The organism is Acidovorax delafieldii (assembly GCF_007993815.1).
Classification (GTDB): Bacteria; Pseudomonadota; Gammaproteobacteria; order Burkholderiales; family Burkholderiaceae_C; genus Acidovorax; species Acidovorax delafieldii.
Genome location: NZ_VJWE01000011.1, coordinates 757,439 through 776,028, shown reverse-complemented (window position 1 = coordinate 776,028; position 18,590 = coordinate 757,439). Strand labels below are relative to the sequence as shown.

The following is an 18,590-nucleotide window of genomic DNA, read 5'->3' as shown; positions in this document are numbered from 1 at the left end:
CTTGGGGCCTCAGTCTGCGTCCACAGGCCGGCCCAGCAGCCGGTTCACGGCGGTGCGCAGGCCCTCGAGCGACGTGGTGTTGAGCACGAACACCACAAAGCCCTCGATCTGGCTGCTCAGCAGCTCAAAGCGGATGTGCAGGAACACCACCAGGTGGTTCTGGATGCGGGTGCCCAGGATGGTGCGGCTGTCGCCCATGTCGAACCGTGGCGGGCTCAGCTCGAACTCGTGGCCCAGCAGGTCGGACAAGGCGGCGATGCAGGCGTTGAGCATCACGTTGCCCACCTCGGTCAGCGCATCCTGCTCGATGGCGCTCAGGTCTTCGCTGGGCACGTTCTGCCCGGCGACGATGCGCACGATCTCCAGGCTGCGGTGGCCTGGAAAGATCAGCAGGGCATCGCCGTTGAGCACGCCGCGAAACGGCTGGCGCACGCCATACATGGGGTGGCCCTGGGTGCCCAGTTGCTGCGCCGCCTCGCTCACGGTGAACACGCTGACATGCGGCACCGACAGCAGCACCTCGTCGCGCAGCAGGCTGCCCATGGCGGCGGCGGCCTTGCCCACGCCGATGTTGAAGATCTCGCTCAGTGCATCGATCTGTTCGGCGTCTAGCTGGATGGGCATGTCAGGCTCCTGCGAGGGCGATGAGCTGTTGGGCGGCTTGGGCGGTGATGGGCTTGGCAATGAACACCATACCCGCTTCCTCGATGCGCTCCTGCACGGCGTTCTGCACATTGGCCGTGAGGATGGCAATGGGCACCCGGGGCAGCAACTGGCGCAACGCCAGTGCGGCATCCAGACCGTTCATGCCGTGCATGTTGAAGTCCATGGAAACCAGGTCCACGGGGTTCTCGCGCGCCAGCTGCAAGGCTTCTTCGCCGCTGCTGGCATGCACGATGGTCCAGTCGGGGTGGGCTTGTTGCACCAGGCCCTGCAGGATCAGGCGGGACATGCGGCTGTCATCCACAATCAAAAGGCGCAGGCTCATGGTTGTTGTGTCGTTGGTTAAGGTCAGAGTGCGGGGTGCGCCGCATCGTGGGTCAGAACCCGGTTGCGGCCGGCGGCCTTGGCGCGGTAGAGCGCCGCGTCGGCATCGGCCATCAGCGGCTCGATGCCTGTGTGGTGCCGCTCGCTGGCAGCCATGCCGATGGAAATGGTGAACGTGACCGGGTGCCCTGCAGGCGACGCCAGGCCCAGCTGTGCGATGGCGCCCCGGATGCGCTCGGCCACTTGGCGTGCGCTGTCGGCGCTGGCATGGGGCAGCAGCGCGGCAAATTCCTCCCCGCCCAGGCGGCCGAGCAGGTCGGCCTCGCGCAGGGCCTGGCCGATGGCCTCGGCACAGGCGCGGATGGCGGTGTCGCCCATCTGGTGGCCATACCGGTCATTGATGCGCTTGAAGTGGTCGATGTCGATCATCAGCACGGTGCAAGGTTGTCCATGGCGGCGGCAGTGGTCGAACAGGGCGGTGCTGCGCTCCATGAAGGCCCGGCGGTTCAGCAGGCCGCTGAGCGCATCGCGCGTGGCCAGTTCGCGCAGCTGGGCCTCCAGGGCCTTGTGGGTGCTGATGTCAAAGCCCCACAGCAGGTGGGCCAGCTGGCCCTCGACGTCGATGAGGCGGGCCGACAGTGAACTCCAGCGCGGGGCATGGGTGCCGATCTGCGCCTCCATGGCATCGACCTGCCCGTACTGGTCCAGGGTCTGCATGAAGCGCTGGCGTGTGTCGGGGTCGTGCAGCAGGTCGGGCAGAAACAGGGTCTGAGGAGCGGTTCTGAGCCCCAGGCGCTCGGTCAGCCGGTGGTTGATGAAGTGCACGCGACCGCTCTCGACCTCGGCCAGCAGCACGTCGCTGGGGCTGGTGTCCAGGATGAAGCCCAGCAGCGCGCGGCTTTCTTCGAGCTTGCGCGTGCGCCGGGCCACGCGGTCTTCCAGCTCCCGGTTGGTTTGCGCCAGCTGCCGCGATGCGGCTTTGGCGGCGCGTGCATCCTGCACCAGCCGGGCAATCAGCAGCGTGGTGCCCACGAGCAGAGCGCTCAGCACCACGCTGAGCACGATGAAGCGTTGGTGCAACTGCTGGCGCGCCTGGTCTGTCTGCTGGGTGCTGAACAGGTGCACGGTGGCCACCGCCTGGCGCAGGCGCTCCAGCAGCGCGTCGGACTGGCGGGTGATGTCTTCGGCCACGCGCAGCGCCTGGGTGGGTGCGGCCGTCGCCTGCGTGCGCCGCGCCGCGGTGCTGCCGGGCTCGTTGGCGCTGCCGCTGGCCTGCGACGACCAGCGCTCCACCTGAGTGCGCAACCCGTCCAGGCCCTGTGCGGTGTCCGGCAGTGCCTCGCGCAGCTGGGTGCTCACGCGCGGTCCGCGACCGCTGGTGTCGAGGGTGCTGTACAGCACGTCCAGCCGGTCGACCAGGTCTTGCGCGCTGGCCTCCCGGGCCCGCAGCTGGCGCGCCAGCAGACTCACCCGCGCCAGTTCGTTGTGCACGCTGGCGATGTACCAGAGGTCGTTTTGCTGGTGGGGCTGCGCAAGGTCCTGGGCCTGGCGCAGCGTCCACCACAGGGCCGCAGAGGTGCCCAAAGCCATGGCCACCACCAGGGCCAGCAGCCGGTGGGTGGTGCGTGTGTTGCTGGCGGCGGGCTGCTGCTTAGCGGATGGAGACAGCATGGACCTGCCAGATGGTGCGGTTGACGTAGTCCTGGCCCTGCTGCAGAGCGGGGTGGGCATCAAACGGGTAGATCAGGATCAGTGGCCCCTTGTCGCGGATGCCCATGCGCTGGCCGTCGCGCCGGTAGGCCAGCACGGGGTTGTAGCGAAGCAGGTCGCTCCAGGGGATCACGACGGCATAGTCGTTCAGGGCCATCAGCACGATGCGGCTGCGTTCGCCGCCCCCGAGCTGCTCCACCAGGTGGCGCAGCGGCACACCGGTCCAGCGGTGTGTACCCGCCATGCCCAGCGCGGCGGGCAGGGCGGTGGTGATGTCTTGCGCTGGCAGTCGCTCCAGGGCCTGCAGGTCGCAGGCCTGCGCCTGGCCGTCGCCGGCAGGCTGCAGTTGCAACACGCTGCGGCCCTGGGGGGCTGGGCACAGCGGGGCGGGGTGGGCCCACAGCGGCAGGCACAGGCTCAAAGGTCCGAGCAGGGCCACCAGGGTGGCGTCTGTGCGGGCCCGCAGGGCAGCCAGGAATCGGAACAACATCGTCACCACTTTCACATCCAGCCAGCGCGCCGGGGACTGGAATGGCTCCAGGTGCGGCAGCTGGCACGGCTTGACTATGCCCGTGAAAGCAGGAAAACCGACTGCCGTCCAACGGAAAATTGCCGCGAGATGGGTGGTTTTGACAATTGTTGACGGTTTTTGGGGGGCTTGTGGGTGACTGCCGGGGCTGAAGGCTACAGGTTGGTCGCCGCCACCACTTCGCTCATGTCGGTCAGGCCCTGCAACACCTTTTCGATGCCGTCCTGGCGCAGGGTGAGCATGCCGGCGGTGAGCGCAGAGTGCCGGATGTCCGAAGCCGGGGCCCGGTGGCGGATGTGCTGGCGAATGGCTTCGTCACTCATCATCAGCTCGTGGATGCCCAGGCGACCGTGGTAGCCGTGGCCTTCGCATTTGGCGCACCCCACGGGGCGCCACATCCGCAGCTCGCCCTGGGCGCCGCCGTATTGCTGGCGCCAGCGTCCGATCTGCGCCTGGCGCGCCTCAGCTGTGTTGTGGGTGCCACTCTCCAGGTACTGCGACGCCAGGCCCGCCAGCATGTCGTCGTCGGCCACACGCGGCTCGCGGCAGGCGGTGCACAGGCGCCGCACCAGGCGCTGCGCCAGGATGGCCAGCAGCGAGTCCGAGAAGTTGAACGGGTCGAGGCCAATTTCGAGCAGGCGCGCAATGCTCTCGGGCGCGGAGTTGGTGTGCAGGGTGGACAACACCAGGTGCCCGGTGAGCGAGGCTTCGATGGCGATGCGTGCCGTCTCCTCGTCGCGCATCTCGCCGATCATGATCACGTCCGGATCAGCGCGCAAAAAGGTGCGCATGGCGGCGGCAAAGGTCCAGCCGATGCGTGGGTTCACCTGCACCTGGCGCAGGCCCTCCTGCGTGATCTCGATGGGGTCTTCGGCCGTCCAGATCTTGCGGCCTGCGGTGTTGATGTCGCGCACCACCGAGTGCAGCGTGGTCGTCTTGCCGCAGCCCGTGGGGCCACACACCAGCACCAGGCCATAGCTTTTTTGCACCACCGCGCGCAGCGCCAGCAGGTTGGACTGGCTCAGGCCGATGTTCTCCAGCGGCAGAGGCTTGGCGCCTGCCAGCAGGCGCAGCACCACGTCCTCCAGCCCGCGCGAGGTGGGCACCGTGACCACGCGCAGCTCCACCGGAGGGCCACCAAAGCGGGCAAAGTCGATCTTGCCGTCCTGCGGTTTGCGGTGCTCCGAGATGTCCATGCTGGCCATGATCTTGATGCGTGCCACCATCGCAAAGCGGTAGCGCGCGGGCAGTTCCAGGTAGGGCACCAGGTCGCCATCGATGCGCAGGCGCACGCGCACGTTGTGCGGGGCGGGCTCGGTCTCAATGTGGATGTCCGACGCACGGTGGCTGATGGCTTCGTCAATCACCGAGTTGATGAGCCGCACCAGGGTGTTGTCCGACTCGCTGATCACGTCGGCCTGCTCGGTGTCTGCGTCTGGCGACGCAGTGGCCAGGTTGGTCAGCAACTCCTGCGAGGTGGCGCGTGCGCCGGCTGCCGCGCCGCCCGCGTCGGCAGGGCGGGTGCGGTAGGCCTTGTGGATGGCGGGCATCAGCGTGCCGGGCGCTGCGCGCAGCGGGATCAGCCGCCGCTGGGTCAGAAAGCGGATCTCGTCGATCAGCACGCGGTCCCAGGGGTCCGCCATCAGCAGCACCAGCGCGTCCTCGCGTGCGATCAGGGGCAGCACGGATTCGCGCTCGGCCACGGCACGGGGGATGAGTGCCAGGGCCGGCGCTTCGGGCGTGATGTCGCCGGGGTGCACGGTGTATTCACCCAGCCAGGTGGCAATCACGCTGCGCAACTGGTCCTGGGTGAGTGCCCCCCGGTCCACCAGAATCTGGCCGATGGGCCGCTGCACGCCATTGCCGCGCTCCTCCTGCTGCGCCTGCAGGCCCTCTGCCAGGTCCGGCGTGGACAGCAGCCCCGCGTGGACCAGCGCCTCGCCCAGGTGCCGGGCCTTGCCCACCGTGGGGTGGGGGGTGGAGATCTGACGCCACAGCGCCTCGGCGCTCTGGGGGCGAAAACTGTGGGCGGGAGGCGGGGCGGAGGTGCTGGCGTCGGTCATCGGGGCAGAGGGGCTGGGGCAGGGCTCAGAGGGTCAGTGCGTAGTCCACCGTGATGGGTGCGTGGTCCGAGAACTTTTCGCCCTTGTAGATATGTTCAGCACGCGCCAGCGCCGCGATCGCAGGGGTGGCCAGGTGGTAGTCCAGCCGCCAACCCACGTTGTTGGCATAGGCCTGGCCGCGGTTGCTCCACCAGGTGTAGGCGGTGTCGGTGGCGGTAGGTTGTAACTGACGGTAAACGTCTATGATGCCGCCGCCTTCATCAGTTGTGTGCAACAACTTTGTCATCCAGGCGCGTTCTTCGGGCAAAAAACCACTGTTCTTCTGGTTGCTGCGCCAGTTTTTGAGGTCGATTTGCTGGTGCGCAATGTTGATGTCGCCACACAGGATGAAGTCGCGCTCGGCCTTCAGGCGCATGAGGTGGGGGTGGAACTCCGCCAGAAAGCGGAATTTGGCCTGTTGCCGCTCTTCGCCCGACGAGCCGCTGGGAAAGTACGCACTGATGATCGACAGCTTGCGGGCGGGCGTGTCAAAACGCAGCTCGACGTATCGGCCTTCTGCATCGAACTCGGTCGATCCATAGCCAATGACTACATCCGACGGCACGTGCCGCGTGTAGATGCCGACGCCCGAATAGCCTTTTTTCTGGGCAAAGTGGAAGTGCCCTTGCAGGTCGGCCAGGCGCTCGAAGCGGTTGGCCATGTCGGCGGCCTGGGCCTTCACTTCCTGCACACAAATACAATCCGGCCGCGTGGCTGCCATCCAGCTTTCCACGCCTTTGCTGGTGGCCGAGCGGATGCCATTGAGATTGAGGCTGGTTAACTTGAACAAGGATTTCCCCATGGTGGATGTTGGCGTGCAAACCCCCGAACAGGGCCAGCTGGCGCAGGATTTCGTCCGTTTTGCCGTCGAGTCGGGCGTGCTGCGGTTTGGTGAATTCAAGACCAAAGCCGGGCGCCTGAGCCCCTATTTTTTCAACGCCGGACTGTTTGACGACGGCCGCAAGATCGGCCGGCTCGCGGAATTCTATGCAAAAGCCCTGCTGGCCAGCGGCATCGAATTCGACATGGTGTTTGGCCCCGCGTACAAGGGCATTCCGCTGGCTGCCACCGTGGCGGTGGAGTTGGCGCGCCTGGGCCGCAACGTGCCCTTTGCCTACAACCGCAAGGAGGCCAAGGACCACGGCGAGGGTGGGACCCTGGTGGGAGCGCCTCTCAAGGGCCGGGTGCTCATCGTGGACGATGTGATGTCGGCCGGCACGGCCGCCCGCGAGTCCATCGCCATCATCCGCGCCGCCGGCGCCACGCCCCACGCAGTGGCCATTGCGCTGGACCGCCAGGAGAAAGCCACCGAGAATGGCGAGGACGTGGACCACAGCGCCGTGCAGTACGTGCGCAACCAACTGGGCATGCAGGTGTGTGCCATTTCACGGCTGGCAGACTTATTGCTCTTTCTTGAGAAAAATGGGGAAGAGGGGATGCGTTCCCACCACGAAAAGGTGCTGGCCTACCGCCAGCGTTACGGCGTCAACGAGGGGTAGATGGTTTGAGCAAATCGGCGTGGATCATGGGCGGGGTTCTGTTGGCCACCCTGGGCGCTGATTGGGCGCGGGCGCAAGCCCCCGGGACATCCGGCGGCATCTACACCTGCGTGGACCGCAATGGCCGGCGTCTGACGGCCGACCGTCCGATCGCCGAATGCCTCGACCGCGAGCAGCGGGAACTCGGGCCCTCGGGCATCGTGCGGCGGCAAATTGGCCCCTCGCTGACCGAGCAGGAACGCGCCGCGCAAGAGGCGCAGCGCCGCAAGGAGGCCGAAGCCCGTGCCCGCGAGCTGGAAGAACGCCGCCGCGAGCGCGCGCTGACGGCCCGCTATCCCGACAAGGCCACGCACGATGTGGAGCGCGCTGCGGCCATTCAGCTCGTCGATGACGTGACCGCCACCGCCGAAAAGCGCCTGGTCGAACTGGCCCAGCAGCGCAAAGCCTTCGATGTGGAGATGGAGTTCTACAAGAAGGACCCCAACAAAGCCCCCATGGCGCTGCGCCGCAAGATTGCCGAGAACGAAGACAGCATTGCCGAGCAGCAGCGCTTCATTGCCGGGCAGGACCAGGAAAAGCGCCGCGTGCACCAGCGCTTTGACGTGGAGCTGGCCCAGCTGCGCAAGCTGTGGGATGCGCAGCGCATGCCGCTGCCGGGCACAACGCCTGCCAGCGACGCCTCCGCTCCAGCCGCCACGCGGTGAGGGCCGCGCGGGCGGGGCGCAATTCCCTTGCCCTTGGCCTACGACGTCCACCACCCCATTTGAGACGATCTAAACAACAAAGGGCCTCGCGGCCCTTTGTTGTTGGTGTTGTTGCCAGTCGGCTTGCGCGTCAGCCCGCCAGCTTGGCGCGCAACAGTTCGTTGACCTGCGTCGGATTGGCCTTGCCCTTGCTGGCCTTCATGATCTGGCCGACCAGCGCGTTGAAGGCCTTGTCCTTGCCCGCACGGAACTGCGCCACGTTGTCGGGGTTGGCCGCAATCACCTCGTCGATGATCTTCTCCAGCGCGCCGGAGTCGTTCATCTGCTTGAGGCCCTTGGATTCGATGACGGCATCCACTTCGGTCGACTCTCCGGTCCACAGCGCATCAAACACCTGCTTGGCGGCGTTGTTGGAGATCGTGCCGTCGGCAATGCGGCCGATCAATGCGGCCAGCTGCGCTGCAGTCACAGGAGCTTGCTCGATACCGGTCTCCGCCATATTCAGGCGGCGCGACACCTCTCCCATGATCCAGTTACTGGCCAGCTTGGGCTGGCTGCAGGCTTTGGCGGCTGCTTCAAAGTATGCCGCCATGGCTTTGCTCTGCGTGAGCGTGGTGGCGTCGTACTCGGGCAGGGCATAGTCCGCCACAAAACGTGCGGCCATGGTACGAGGCAATTCGGCCATTTGCGCACGTTCATCCTGCACCCACTGCTCTGAAATGTGTAGCGGAGGCAGGTCGGGGTCCGGAAAGTAGCGGTAGTCCGCCGCGTCTTCCTTGGTGCGCATCGCGCGCGTTTCGCCCGTGTCGGGGTCGAACAGCACAGTGGCCTGCTGGATCGTGTGGCCGTCTTCGATCTGCTCGATCTGCCAGCGGATTTCGTAGTCGATGGCCTGCTGCATGAACTTGAACGAGTTCAGGTTCTTGATCTCGCGGCGCGTGCCCAGCGGCTGGCCGGGCTTGCGCACGGACACGTTGGCATCGCAGCGGAAGCTGCCCTCCTGCATGTTGCCGTCGCAGATGCCGATCCAGGTGACGATCTTGTGCAGCTCCTTGGCATACGCGACGGCCTCTTCGGACGAGCGCATGTCGGGTTCGGTCACGATCTCCAGGAGCGGCGTGCCCGCGCGGTTCAGGTCGATACCACTCTGGCCGATGAAGTCTTCATGCAGCGATTTGCCGGCGTCTTCTTCGAGGTGGGCGCGCACCAGTCGCACGGTCTTCTTCTCGTCGCCCAGAAAGAACTCGACCTCGCCGCCCTGCACCACCGGGATCTCGAACTGGCTGATCTGGTAACCCTTGGGCAGATCGGGGTAGAAGTAGTTCTTGCGCGCGAAAATGCTCACGGGCGCAATGTGGGAGCCGAGGGCCAGTCCCAATTTGATAGCGCAGGCCACGGCTTCGCGGTTCATCACCGGCAAGGTGCCGGGCAGGGCCAGGTCCACTGCGCAAGCTTGCGTGTTGGGCTCGGCGCCAAAGGCGGTGGGAGCACGGCTGAAGATCTTGCTCTGGGTTGCGAGCTGGGTGTGGGTTTCGAAGCCGATGACGACTTCGTAGCCATGGATCAGTTTGGCGGTCATGTCAGAAGCCCTCCGGACGGCGGAGGTGGAAGTCGGTGGCTTGCTGCAGGCGGTGCGCAGCGTTCAGAAGGCGGGCTTCCTGGAAGTAGTTGCCCAGCAGCTGCAGGCCGACGGGCATGCCGCCCTCGCCAAAACCGGCGGGCACGCTCATGCCGGGCAGGCCGGCCAGCGAGCCGGGCAGGGTGAAGATGTCGGCTAGGTAGTCTGCCAGCGGGTCGTTGCCGTGGTCGCCCAGCTTCCAGGCCACCGTGGGGGCCACGGGGCCGGCGATGACGTCACAGCTCTTGAACGCGTTCTGGAAGTCGTCGGCGATCATGCGGCGGATCTTCTGCGCCTGCAGGTAGTAGGCGTCGTAGTAGCCATGGCTCAGCACATAGGCACCGATCATGATGCGGCGCTTGACCTCGTCGCCAAAACCTTCGGCGCGAGTCTTCTTGTACATGTCCACCAGGTCGGTGTAGTCCTTGGCGCGGTGGCCAAACTTCACGCCGTCAAAGCGGGAGAGGTTGGACGACGCCTCGGCCGGAGCAATGATGTAGTAGACCGGAATGGACAGCTGCGTGCGCGGCAGGCTGATGGGCACGAGCTTGGCGCCGAGCTTCTCGTATTCCTTCAGGGCACCATCTACGGCGGCGCGCACATCGGGCGCCAGGCCTTCGCCAAAGAACTCGGCCGGGACGCCGATGCGCAGGCCATCGATGCTGTCGTTGAGCTTGGCGCTGAAGTTCTCTGCGGGCACGTCCAGGCTGGTGGAGTCGCGGTCCGGGTCCGGGCCGCACATGGCGGACAGCAACAGCGCGCAGTCTTCGGCCGAGCGGGCCATGGGGCCGGCCTGGTCGAGGCTGGAGGCAAACGCGATCATCCCGTAACGACTGGCGCGGCCATAGGTGGGCTTGATGCCGGTGATGCCACAGAACGACGCGGGCTGGCGGATGGAGCCGCCGGTGTCGGTGCCGGTGACGGCCGGGGCCAGGCGCGCGGCCACGGCCACGGCGCTGCCGCCGGACGAGCCGCCGGGGATACGGTCTGTGGCCCAGGGGTTGCGCACCGGGGCGGGGGCGTCAAAGCCCATGGGGGCGACGGCGGAGTTCTCGTTGGCCGAGCCCATGGCGAACTCGTCGCAGTTGAGCTTGCCCAGCGTCACGGCGCCAGAGTCGGCCAGCTTGGTGACCACGGTGGCATCAAAGGGCGACTGGTAACCCGCGAGCATCTTCGAGCCTGCGGTGCTGGGGAAACCTTTGGTGACAAAGATGTCCTTGTGCGCGATTGGCACGCCCGCCAGCGGGCCGGCGGTGCCTGCGGCAATGGCGGCGTCCTGGGCGCGGGCCTGGGCCAGGGTGATGTCCGGGTTCACGGCCACGTAGGCGCCCAGGTTCTGGTGGGCCTGCGCGCGGGCGAGGAAATGCTGGGCGGCCTCGACGGCCGAGACGCGGCGCTCGCGCAGCTCGGTGGCCAGCTGGGCCACGCCCAGGTCATGCAATGCGGTGGAAGTCATGCGGCGGGGCTCTTACTCGATCACTTTGGGCACGAGGAACAGGCCTCGTTCGACGGCGGGGGCGCTTTGCTGGTTGGCTTCACGCTGGTTGGGCTCGCTGGCCACGTCCTCGCGCAGCCGCAGGGCCACGTCCTGGATAGCTGCGACGGGGTGGGCCAGGGGCGTGACGCCCGAGGTATCCACAGCCCGCATCTGTTCCACGATGTCAAAGAAGCCATTGAGCTGCGTGAGCATGCGCTCACTTTCGGAGGGCGTCAGCTCAAGCCGCGCCAAGTTGGCAATGCGGCCGATGTCCTGGGGGGTCAGTGCCATAGGGAGGAGAATCTAGAGAAACCAGAAGTAAAGCTGTGATCCGGGCTGCGCCGGAGGGAGTTATTCACAGGGGATGGGGTATTATCCCGGCTTTGCCGCAAAGCTCCTGGAATGGGAGTCAATTGCGTGAAAAAAGCCCATAAACACCCCCCTGAATACCTGGCGATGGCAGGCCGACGCGCATGCCGTGCCCGAGAGGATTTTTGAATGTTCGGAGCTTTCCGTCGGTATTTCTCCACCGACCTGGCCATTGACCTTGGCACAGCCAACACCCTCATCTTCGCCCGCGACAAAGGCATCGTGCTCGACGAGCCCTCCGTTGTCGCCATCCGCCACGAAGGCGGGCCCCATGGCAAGAAAGTCATCCAGGCCGTAGGCCACGAGGCCAAGGCCATGCTGGGCAAGGTGCCCGGCAACATCGAAGCCATCCGCCCGATGAAGGACGGCGTGATCGCCGACTTCGTGATCACCGAGCAGATGATCAAGCAGTTCATCAAGATGGTGCACCCGCGCACGCTGTTCACCCCCAGCCCGCGCATCATCATCTGCGTGCCCTGCGGCTCCACCCAGGTCGAGCGCCGCGCCATCAAGGATGCGGCCGAGGCCGCAGGCGCCACGGCGGTCTACCTGATCGAAGAGCCCATGGCCGCCGGTATTGGCGCGGGCCTGCCGGTGTCGGAAGCCAGCGGCTCCATGGTCGTGGACATCGGCGGCGGCACCACCGAAGTCGGCGTGATCTCGCTGGGCGGCATGGTCTACAAGGGCAGTGTGCGCGTCGGTGGCGACAAGTTCGACGAAGCCATCATCAGCTACATCCGCCGCAACTACGGCATGCTGATTGGCGAGCCCACCGCCGAAGCCATCAAGAAGAACATCGGCTCGGCCTTCCCGGGCTCTGAAGTGCGCGAGATGGAAGTCAAGGGCCGCAATCTGTCCGAAGGCGTGCCACGCAGCTTCACCATTTCTTCTAACGAAGTGCTGGAAGCCCTGACCGACCCGCTGAACCAGATCGTCTCGGCCGTGAAGAACGCGCTGGAACAAACCCCCCCCGAGTTGGGTGCCGACATTGCCGACCGCGGCATGATGCTCACCGGCGGCGGCGCGTTGCTGCGCGACCTGGACCGCCTGCTGGCCGAAGAAACCGGCCTGCCCGTGCTGGTGGCCGAAGACCCGCTGACCTGCGTGGTGCGCGGCTGCGGTATCGCCCTGGAGCGCATGGACCGCCTGGGCAGCATTTTCACGAGCGAGTAAGTCGGCAGGCCTGTATGCTGCAGGCACTTTTTTTGCGCTCTGAATTGCATGACTGCACCTGCTCCAATGCTTGTTTCTGAGCACCCGCCCGTGGAGCCCGCTCCCCGCGGCAGATCCTGACCGCTGCGCACCATGCCCTTGGGTACTCTGGAGCGCAGCGCTCCCCCTTTCTTCAAACAGGGCCCTTCGGCCCTGTCGCGTTTGGCCGTGTTCAGTGCGCTGGCGCTGTTCCTCATGGTGGCCGACGCACGCTTTCAGATTACCGGCCCCTTCCGTCAGGCCGTGGCCACGGTGCTGTACCCGGTGCAGTGGCTCATGCTGCAGCCGGTGGAGTTCGCCAGCCACGGGCGCAGCTATTTCCAGTCGCTGCAAACCGCGCAAGAAGACCTGGATGCCGCCCGCAAGAAGATGACCGTGATGGGCCAGCGCGCCAACCAGGCCGACCAGCTGGCCATGGAAAACCAGCGGCTGCGCAAACTGCTGGAGCTGCGCGACCGGCTCCAGACCCCCGCACAGGCGGCCGAAGTCATCTACGACACCGCAGACCCCTACACGCGCCGTGTGGTGCTGGACCGGGGGCAGCTGGGCGGCGTGGAGCTGGGCGCTCCGGTGATGGACGAGGCCGGCGTGCTGGGCCAGGTCACCCGTGTGTTTCCTCTGGTCAGCGAAGTCACGCTGCTGGTGGACCGTGACCAGGCGATTCCGGTGCTGAACATCCGCACCGGCGTGCGCGGCGTGGCCTATGGCGACCCGGTGGCGGGCCATGGTGGTGGCATGGAGCTGCGCTTCATGCCCGCCAACGCCGACATCCGCGAAGACGACCTGCTGACCACCAGCGGCGTGGACGGCCTGTATGCGCCGGGCCTGCCCGTGGCGCGCGTGGTGAAGGTGGAGCGCCGTGCCGACTCCGCGTTTGCGCGCATCTACTGCGTGCCTTTGGCGCAGGTGCAGGGTGCGCGCCATGTGGTGGTGCTCAAGCCCCTGGCCGACAACGAATTGCCCCGCCCGGATGCGGCCCCCGCCGCGCCCGCGAACAAACGCGGGGGCCGCAAATGAGCCGCCGCCTTGCCCCGATGACCCCGACACAAGGAGGCTCGCGATGATCATGCCGCGGGGTGAGCCCCTGCTGATGCCGGTGAACCCGGTGTTCATCTGGGCCAGTCTGGCTGCGGGTCTGGCCATCAACATGCTGCCGCTGGGCCGCGTGGTGTGGATGCCTGATCTGCTGATGGTGTTGCTGGTGTTCTGGGGCGTGCACCAGCCGCTGCGCATTGGCATGGGGGCGGCCTTTGTGCTGGGCCTGTGCATGGACGTGAGCCAGTCTGCGCTGCTGGGCCAGCATGCGCTGTCCTACACCGTGCTGTCGTTCGGAGCCATCGCCATCCACCGCCGTTTGCTGTGGTTCAGTGTGCCGTCGCAAGCGCTGCAGGTGTTTCCGCTGTTTGCCGTTGCCCATGCCATCGAGCTGCTGCTGCGCATGGCGGCGGGCGGAATTTTCCCAGGGTTCTGGAGCTTTCTGGCACCGTTCCTGGAGGCGCTGCTGTGGCCCCTGGCCAGTTGGGTGCTGCTGGCGCCCCAGCGCCGCCCGCCCGACAAAGACCAGAACCGGCCGTTGTGAACATGAGGCAACAACCCCCTGAGCGGCAGCGCTGCCTCCCCCTTCTCTCGCAGCGCTGCGCACTGCGGGAAGGGCGGCGACGCGCTCGCGGCGGGGCGACCCTTGCTCGGCGTCCCCTGGCCTGGGCCGCGCCAGTCACGCAGGCAGCCAGCTTCTGGGCCGTGTTTTCAGGGGTGAGGCCATGACCGAGGTGCGCAGCAGCGAAGCCGACGCCTCGCGGTTCCGGGTGCGCGCCGTGGTGGTGGGCCTGGTGGTGATGGCGGCGTTCTGCCTGGTGGCGGCGCGTCTGGTGTACCTGCAGGTAGTGCGCCATGAGGACCTGGCAGCCCAGGCGGAGAGCAACCGCACGGCCGTGGTGCCCATCGTGCCCAACCGGGGGCTCATCCTGGACCGCAACGGCGTGGTGCTGGCCACCAACTATTCGGCCTATACGCTGGAGATCACGCCCTCGCGTGCCGGCGTGCTGGACGAGACCATCGATGCCCTGGCCAAGGTGGTGGACATCCAGGCGCGTGACCGCCGCCGCTTCAAGCGGCTCATGGAAGAGTCGCGTAACTTCGAATCCCTGCCCATCCGCACCCGCCTGACGGATCAGGAGGTGGCGCGTTTCACCGCCCAGCGCTACCGCTTTCCGGGTGTGGACATCAAGGCGCGGCTGTTTCGCAACTACCCGCTGGGCGACGTGGCCAGCCATGCGATTGGCTACATCGGGCGCATCAACCAGACCGAGAAGGCCCGTATCCAGGACTCGGAGGACGAGGCCAACTACCGGGGCACGGAGTACATCGGCAAGCTCGGCATCGAGCACAGTTTCGAGTCGGCCCTGCATGGCGCGACAGGTGTGGAGCAGATGGAAACCTCGGCGGGTGGCCGCGCCGTGCGCAAGCTCTCCAGCCACGCCGCCACCCCCGGCGACAGCGTGATGCTGTCCATCGACATCAAGCTGCAAAAACTCATTGAAGAGCTTTATGGCAGCCGCCGCGGAGCGCTGGTGGCGATCGACCCGCGCAATGGCGAGATCCTGGCGCTGGTGAGCAAGCCCACCTTCGACCCCAATCTGTTTGTCGAAGGCATTGACGCCGAAAACTGGGCCGCGCTCAATGAGTCCATCGACAAGCCGCTGCTCAACCGCGCCCTGCGCGGCACCTACCCGCCCGGCTCCACCTACAAGCCCTTCATGGCGCTGGCGGCGTTGCAGCTGAACAAGCGCTCGCCCAGCCTGGTGGTGAACGACCCCGGCTTTTACACCTTTGGCGGCCACACCTTCCGCAGCCACGAGGGCGGGCTGGGGGGCGTGGACATGCACCGCGCCATCCAGTTCTCCAGCAACACCTACTTTTATTCGCTGGCCGTGGACATGGGTGTGGATGCCATCCACGACTTCATGAAGCCGCTGGGCTTCGGCCAGTCCACGGGCATCGACCTCAACGGCGAAGTGCGGGGCACGCTGCCCAGCACCGAGTGGAAGCGCAACACCTACAAACGCGCCGACATGAAACGCTGGTTCCCGGGCGAAACGGTGTCGCTGGGCATTGGGCAGGGCTACAACAATTTCACGATGCTGCAGCTGGCACTGGCCGAGGCCACGCTGGCCAACGGGGGCATCCGCTATCGCCCCCACATGGCCAAGGCAGTGAAGAATGCGGTCACCGGCGCCATCACCGAGATCGTGCAGCCCCCTGGCATCAACCTGGGTTACCAGGCCAAAAACGTGGAGCTGGTGCGCAATGCCCTGGTGGCGGTGAACAAAGGCGGCACGGGCACGCGGGTGTTCATGGGCGCGCCCTACACCTCGGCCGGCAAGACGGGCACCGCCCAGGCCGTGACCATGGGCCAGAACGTGAAGTACAACGCCAAGGCGCTGGAGGAGCACCAGCGCGATCACTCGCTGTTTGCGGCCTTTGCCCCGGCCGAGAACCCCACCATCGCCCTGGCCGCCATTGTGGAGAACGCAGGCTTTGGGGCTGCCCACGCCGCCCCGATTGCGCGGCGCGTGTTTGACTATTGGCTGCTGGGCGAGTACCCCAGCGAAGAAGACATCGCCGCCGTACAAAAGGGCCTGGCCAGTGCGCCCATGGGCAAGCCCCGCAAGGCCAGCGAGGTGCCGTTGGTCACTCCTTGATCTGGCACTGGATTGCTCTTAAATTGATAGCTGTTGACGCAATATCGACTAGCGCTACAAGCTGTTTTTGCTTCAAAAGCGCCTGCTAGGCACCGGCGGCGCGCGGTGACGGCTGAAGCTGGCTGAACACCAGCGCCGCCACAATCAGCGCCGCCCCGCTCAGCCCGGCCCAGCCCAGCTGCTCGCCCAGCAACATCCACGCCGTGAGTGCGGCAAACACCGGCTCCAGCCCGAACACGATGGCGCTGCGCATGGCGTCCACGCGCTGCTGGCCCCAGGCCTGCAGCGTCACCACCACCACGCTGGCCAGCAGGCCCAGGTACAGCAAGGCCAGCAAGGCGTCCACCGGCAGCTGGGCGGCAGAGTGCAGCCACTCCATGTTGCCGCTTTGCACCAGCAACAGCGCAGTGGAGGCCAGTGCCATCACTGTGGCCTGCGCGGCGGCCATGCGGGTGGCACGCAGGGGCTGTGCGGCCGTGCGGCGCGCGCATTCCTCCAGCGCCAGGATGTACAGCGCATAGAACACGGTGCTGGCCAGCGTCAGCGTATCGCCCAGGTTCCAGGGCTCGTTCTCGTGGAACATCAGCGCCATGCCTGCCAGCGCCATCACGCAGGCGCCCCACAACCGCCAGCCGTAGCGCCGCCCCAGCGCTGCCATCGCGATCAGCGGCACCACCAGCACGTTGAGCCCGGTGACAAAGGCATTGCGGTTGCTGCTGGTGCGTGCGAGGCCCTCGATCTGCAGCCAGAACGCCAGGAACAGCAGCAACCCCAGCGCGCAGCCCCAGCGCCGCTCGTGGCGCAGCATGCCGCGCCACAGCGGCGCCAGCACCAGCAGTGCGATCACAAACCGCAGCCAGATGATCTGCAGTGCGTCGAGGTGCGCCGAGAGCAGTTTCATCGCCGGGAAGGTGGTGCCCCACACCACGGTCACAGCCAGCAGGGCCATCAGGCCCCAGCGTTCAGTACGCATTGGAAGAATTCTCCAAACCAACAAGAACGTGTTCAAAGAAAAAGGGCCACCGGTTGCCCGGTGGCCTCTGCTTTGCAGAGTGTGCAGCGTGCCCGTTCAGTGGCTGACCTGGCCCAGGAACGCGCGGATGCGGTCGTTGGCCGGGTTGCTGAAGAACTCCTGCGGCGGCGCATCGTGCGCGATACGACCCTGGTCGAAGAACATCACCCGGTCGGCCACCTCGCGCGCAAAGCCCATCTCGTGGGTCACCACGATCATGGTCATGCCGCCACGGGCCAGGCCGCGCATCACGTCCAGCACTTCCTTGACCATCTCGGGGTCGAGGGCCGATGTGGGCTCGTCAAACAGCATCACCTTCGGAGCCATGGCCAGCGCCCGTGCAATGGCCACCCGCTGCTGCTGCCCGCCCGACAGCTGCCAGGGGTACTTGTGCGAATGGTCCTGCATGCCCACGCGGCGCAGCAGCTGCATGGCCTCGTCGTTGGCCTGGGTGCGCGGGGTGCGGCGAATGCGGCGGGGCGCCAGCGTCACGTTGTCCAGCACGCTCATGTGGCCGAACAGGTTGAACTGCTGAAACACCATGCCCACCTCGCAGCGCTGGCGCTGCAGGGTGGTGAGGTCGTCACACACCTCCACGCCATCGATGGTGATGCGCCCGCTGTCGTGGGGCTCCAGGCGGTTGATGGCGCGCAGCAGGGTGCTCTTGCCCGAGCCCGAGGCGCCAATGATCACCGTCACCTCGCCGGTGTGGAACACGGTGGACACGTCCTTGAGCACCTGGTGCGCGCCAAACGACTTGCACACGCGCTCGGCCACGATGTAGGGCTTGGGTGGAACGTTGGAGTTCATTGGTTGCGGCCCTCCACGTCAAAGCGGTACTCGACGGCGTTGGAGATCTGTGTGACCAGTGTGGTCAGCAGCAGGTAGGTGATGGCCACCGTGGTCAGCGTGGCGATGGGCTGGAACGTGGCCGACTGGATGCGGTTGCCCACGTTGGTCAGCTCCACCACGCCGATCGCGTAGGCCAGCGAAGAGTCCTTGAGCAGCGCCACAAAGTTGCTCACCAGCGGCGGCAATGAGATCTTGAACGCCTGCGGAAACACCACGTCCATGAACACATGCATGCGGCCCAGGCCCAGCGCCCGGGCGGCCTCGGTCTGACCGCGTGGCACGGCCAGTAGGCCCGCGCGCAGCGCTTCGGCGTTGTAGGCGCCCACATTGAGTCCCAACGCCACGACGGCGGCGGCAAAGTCGGGCAGGTTCAGCCCTGGCACCAGCACCGGCAGCGCAAAGTACACAAACAGGATCTGCACCAAGAGCGGTGTGCCGCGAATGGCCCAGATGTACACGCCAGCAATCCAGCGCACGGGCGTCCAGCGGGCGGTGCGGGCCAGCGCCGCAGCTGTGCCCAGCACCAGGCCCACGGCACCGCTGACCAGCGTGAGCCACAGCGTGGTGCGCGCACCTTCAGAAAACGCCTGGGCATTGGGTCCGATGGGGTCAGGGAAGAACGACAGCAATTGGCCCAGCAACGAGAGGGCCAGCACCATCACCACCAGTGCAGCGACCAGCGTGGCATTGCTGCGCTGCTGTCGGGACCAGCTTTGTGGCCAAAGAGCGAGAAGCATGGATCAGACGACCAGAAGGTCTTGGTTGGAAATCGGGTGGGCGGCAGGGACATTGGCCTGCGCCGCCACAAAAGGCAAAAG

At 66.2% G+C, this 18,590-nt stretch carries 18 protein-coding genes; 6 read left to right on the top strand and 12 right to left on the bottom strand.

What is annotated here, in order from left to right; translation table 11 throughout:
* Positions 1–9: 9 nt before the first annotated feature.
* The 6 genes from ATF69_RS06280 to ATF69_RS06255 all read right to left on the bottom strand — a co-directional run bounded on the left by ATF69_RS06280 (position 10) and on the right by ATF69_RS06255 (position 6,118).
* The gene (locus tag ATF69_RS06280; protein ID WP_108496943.1) at positions 10–624 is read right to left on the bottom strand and encodes a chemotaxis protein CheC; all 615 of its coding nucleotides are present in this window, start codon (positions 622–624) and stop codon (positions 10–12) included.
* A gap of 1 nt (position 625) precedes the next feature.
* Positions 626–988 carry a response regulator gene (locus ATF69_RS06275; RefSeq protein ID WP_225580994.1) on the bottom strand — a complete coding sequence of 121 codons (363 nt, stop codon included), beginning with the start codon at positions 986–988 and terminating at the stop codon, positions 626–628.
* Between the two features lie 23 nt (positions 989–1,011).
* Complete coding sequence (locus tag ATF69_RS06270; protein WP_146870223.1) at positions 1,012–2,658, bottom strand: GGDEF domain-containing protein; 1,647 nt, start codon at positions 2,656–2,658, stop codon at positions 1,012–1,014.
* A complete protein-coding gene (locus ATF69_RS06265) occupies positions 2,639–3,187 on the bottom strand; it encodes a putative pterin-binding protein (protein ID WP_146870222.1) in 549 nt (182 codons plus the stop codon). The genes ATF69_RS06270 and ATF69_RS06265 overlap by 20 nt, the downstream gene beginning before the upstream one ends.
* A gap of 194 nt (positions 3,188–3,381) precedes the next feature.
* Positions 3,382–5,289, bottom strand: a complete 1,908-nt coding sequence (locus ATF69_RS06260; RefSeq protein ID WP_146870221.1) for a GspE/PulE family protein — start codon at positions 5,287–5,289, stop codon at positions 3,382–3,384.
* A 25-nt stretch (positions 5,290–5,314) separates the two neighbouring features.
* On the bottom strand, positions 5,315–6,118 hold the full coding sequence (locus ATF69_RS06255) for an exodeoxyribonuclease III (protein WP_056057754.1): 804 nt from the start codon (positions 6,116–6,118) through the stop codon (positions 5,315–5,317).
* Between the two features lie 10 nt (positions 6,119–6,128).
* Here ATF69_RS06255 and pyrE point away from each other — a divergent pair, with 10 nt between their 5' ends.
* Positions 6,129–6,827: an orotate phosphoribosyltransferase gene (pyrE, locus tag ATF69_RS06250; RefSeq protein WP_146870220.1), complete on the top strand. Its 699-nt coding sequence runs from the start codon at positions 6,129–6,131 to the stop codon at positions 6,825–6,827.
* A 26-nt stretch (positions 6,828–6,853) separates the two neighbouring features.
* Positions 6,854–7,531: a DUF4124 domain-containing protein gene (locus ATF69_RS06245; protein WP_056057449.1), complete on the top strand. Its 678-nt coding sequence runs from the start codon at positions 6,854–6,856 to the stop codon at positions 7,529–7,531.
* Positions 7,532–7,661: 130 nt separating this feature from the next.
* On the opposite strand, the gene gatB is transcribed toward ATF69_RS06245, so the two are convergent.
* Genes gatB through gatC form a run of 3 tightly spaced genes read right to left on the bottom strand, consistent with a single transcriptional unit; the run spans position 7,662 to position 10,917 of the window.
* On the bottom strand, positions 7,662–9,110 hold the full coding sequence (gene gatB / locus ATF69_RS06240) for an Asp-tRNA(Asn)/Glu-tRNA(Gln) amidotransferase subunit GatB (protein WP_099731505.1): 1,449 nt from the start codon (positions 9,108–9,110) through the stop codon (positions 7,662–7,664).
* A gap of 1 nt (position 9,111) precedes the next feature.
* On the bottom strand, positions 9,112–10,605 hold the full coding sequence (gene gatA / locus ATF69_RS06235; protein WP_099731504.1) for an Asp-tRNA(Asn)/Glu-tRNA(Gln) amidotransferase subunit GatA: 1,494 nt from the start codon (positions 10,603–10,605) through the stop codon (positions 9,112–9,114).
* 12 nt (positions 10,606–10,617) lie between these two features.
* Positions 10,618–10,917 carry an Asp-tRNA(Asn)/Glu-tRNA(Gln) amidotransferase subunit GatC gene (gene gatC, locus ATF69_RS06230; RefSeq protein ID WP_008907365.1) on the bottom strand — a complete coding sequence of 100 codons (300 nt, stop codon included), beginning with the start codon at positions 10,915–10,917 and terminating at the stop codon, positions 10,618–10,620.
* A 207-nt stretch (positions 10,918–11,124) separates the two neighbouring features.
* Between gatC and ATF69_RS06225 the strand changes: the two genes are divergently transcribed.
* From ATF69_RS06225 to mrdA, 4 genes are all read left to right on the top strand, one after another.
* Positions 11,125–12,168 carry a rod shape-determining protein gene (locus ATF69_RS06225; protein ID WP_008907364.1) on the top strand — a complete coding sequence of 348 codons (1,044 nt, stop codon included), beginning with the start codon at positions 11,125–11,127 and terminating at the stop codon, positions 12,166–12,168.
* Positions 12,169–12,300: 132 nt separating this feature from the next.
* Complete coding sequence (gene mreC, locus ATF69_RS06220) at positions 12,301–13,224, top strand: rod shape-determining protein MreC (protein WP_056742141.1); 924 nt, start codon at positions 12,301–12,303, stop codon at positions 13,222–13,224.
* 43 nt (positions 13,225–13,267) lie between these two features.
* Entirely contained in the window at positions 13,268–13,786 is a 519-nt protein-coding gene (gene mreD / locus ATF69_RS06215; RefSeq protein ID WP_056057460.1) for a rod shape-determining protein MreD, read from the top strand.
* Between the two features lie 181 nt (positions 13,787–13,967).
* A complete protein-coding gene (gene mrdA / locus ATF69_RS06210; RefSeq protein WP_146870219.1) occupies positions 13,968–15,908 on the top strand; it encodes a penicillin-binding protein 2 in 1,941 nt (646 codons plus the stop codon).
* An 85-nt stretch (positions 15,909–15,993) separates the two neighbouring features.
* On the opposite strand, the gene ATF69_RS06205 is transcribed toward mrdA, so the two are convergent.
* The 3 genes from ATF69_RS06205 to ATF69_RS06195 all read right to left on the bottom strand — a co-directional run bounded on the left by ATF69_RS06205 (position 15,994) and on the right by ATF69_RS06195 (position 18,509).
* Positions 15,994–16,881, bottom strand: coding sequence for a DMT family transporter (locus ATF69_RS06205; RefSeq protein WP_056057465.1), 888 nt, complete (start codon positions 16,879–16,881; stop codon positions 15,994–15,996).
* Positions 16,882–16,977: 96 nt separating this feature from the next.
* Positions 16,978–17,730, bottom strand: coding sequence for an amino acid ABC transporter ATP-binding protein (locus ATF69_RS06200; protein WP_146870218.1), 753 nt, complete (start codon positions 17,728–17,730; stop codon positions 16,978–16,980).
* A complete protein-coding gene (locus tag ATF69_RS06195) occupies positions 17,727–18,509 on the bottom strand; it encodes an amino acid ABC transporter permease (RefSeq protein ID WP_056057473.1) in 783 nt (260 codons plus the stop codon). The genes ATF69_RS06200 and ATF69_RS06195 overlap by 4 nt, the downstream gene beginning before the upstream one ends.
* Between the last annotated feature and the right edge of the window lie 81 nt (positions 18,510–18,590).

What these genes read in the sequence shown, in the direction of transcription:
- ATF69_RS06280 (WP_108496943.1), bottom strand. Translation starts at nt 624, where the DNA reads ATGCCCATCCAGCTAGACGCCGAACAGATCGATGCACTGAGCGAGATC.
- ATF69_RS06275 (WP_225580994.1), bottom strand. Translation starts at nt 988, where the DNA reads ATGAGCCTGCGCCTTTTGATTGTGGATGACAGCCGCATGTCCCGCCTG.
- ATF69_RS06270 (WP_146870223.1), bottom strand. Translation starts at nt 2,658, where the DNA reads ATGCTGTCTCCATCCGCTAAGCAGCAGCCCGCCGCCAGCAACACACGC.
- ATF69_RS06265 (WP_146870222.1), bottom strand. Translation starts at nt 3,187, where the DNA reads ATGTTGTTCCGATTCCTGGCTGCCCTGCGGGCCCGCACAGACGCCACC.
- ATF69_RS06260 (WP_146870221.1), bottom strand. Translation starts at nt 5,289, where the DNA reads ATGACCGACGCCAGCACCTCCGCCCCGCCTCCCGCCCACAGTTTTCGC.
- pyrE (WP_146870220.1), top strand. Translation starts at nt 6,129, where the DNA reads ATGGTGGATGTTGGCGTGCAAACCCCCGAACAGGGCCAGCTGGCGCAG.
- ATF69_RS06245 (WP_056057449.1), top strand. Translation starts at nt 6,854, where the DNA reads ATGGGCGGGGTTCTGTTGGCCACCCTGGGCGCTGATTGGGCGCGGGCG.
- gatB (WP_099731505.1), bottom strand. Translation starts at nt 9,110, where the DNA reads ATGACCGCCAAACTGATCCATGGCTACGAAGTCGTCATCGGCTTCGAA.
- gatA (WP_099731504.1), bottom strand. Translation starts at nt 10,605, where the DNA reads ATGACTTCCACCGCATTGCATGACCTGGGCGTGGCCCAGCTGGCCACC.
- gatC (WP_008907365.1), bottom strand. Translation starts at nt 10,917, where the DNA reads ATGGCACTGACCCCCCAGGACATCGGCCGCATTGCCAACTTGGCGCGG.
- ATF69_RS06225 (WP_008907364.1), top strand. Translation starts at nt 11,125, where the DNA reads ATGTTCGGAGCTTTCCGTCGGTATTTCTCCACCGACCTGGCCATTGAC.
- mreC (WP_056742141.1), top strand. Translation starts at nt 12,301, where the DNA reads ATGCCCTTGGGTACTCTGGAGCGCAGCGCTCCCCCTTTCTTCAAACAG.
- mreD (WP_056057460.1), top strand. Translation starts at nt 13,268, where the DNA reads ATGATCATGCCGCGGGGTGAGCCCCTGCTGATGCCGGTGAACCCGGTG.
- mrdA (WP_146870219.1), top strand. Translation starts at nt 13,968, where the DNA reads ATGACCGAGGTGCGCAGCAGCGAAGCCGACGCCTCGCGGTTCCGGGTG.
- ATF69_RS06205 (WP_056057465.1), bottom strand. Translation starts at nt 16,881, where the DNA reads ATGCGTACTGAACGCTGGGGCCTGATGGCCCTGCTGGCTGTGACCGTG.
- ATF69_RS06200 (WP_146870218.1), bottom strand. Translation starts at nt 17,730, where the DNA reads ATGAACTCCAACGTTCCACCCAAGCCCTACATCGTGGCCGAGCGCGTG.
- ATF69_RS06195 (WP_056057473.1), bottom strand. Translation starts at nt 18,509, where the DNA reads ATGCTTCTCGCTCTTTGGCCACAAAGCTGGTCCCGACAGCAGCGCAGC.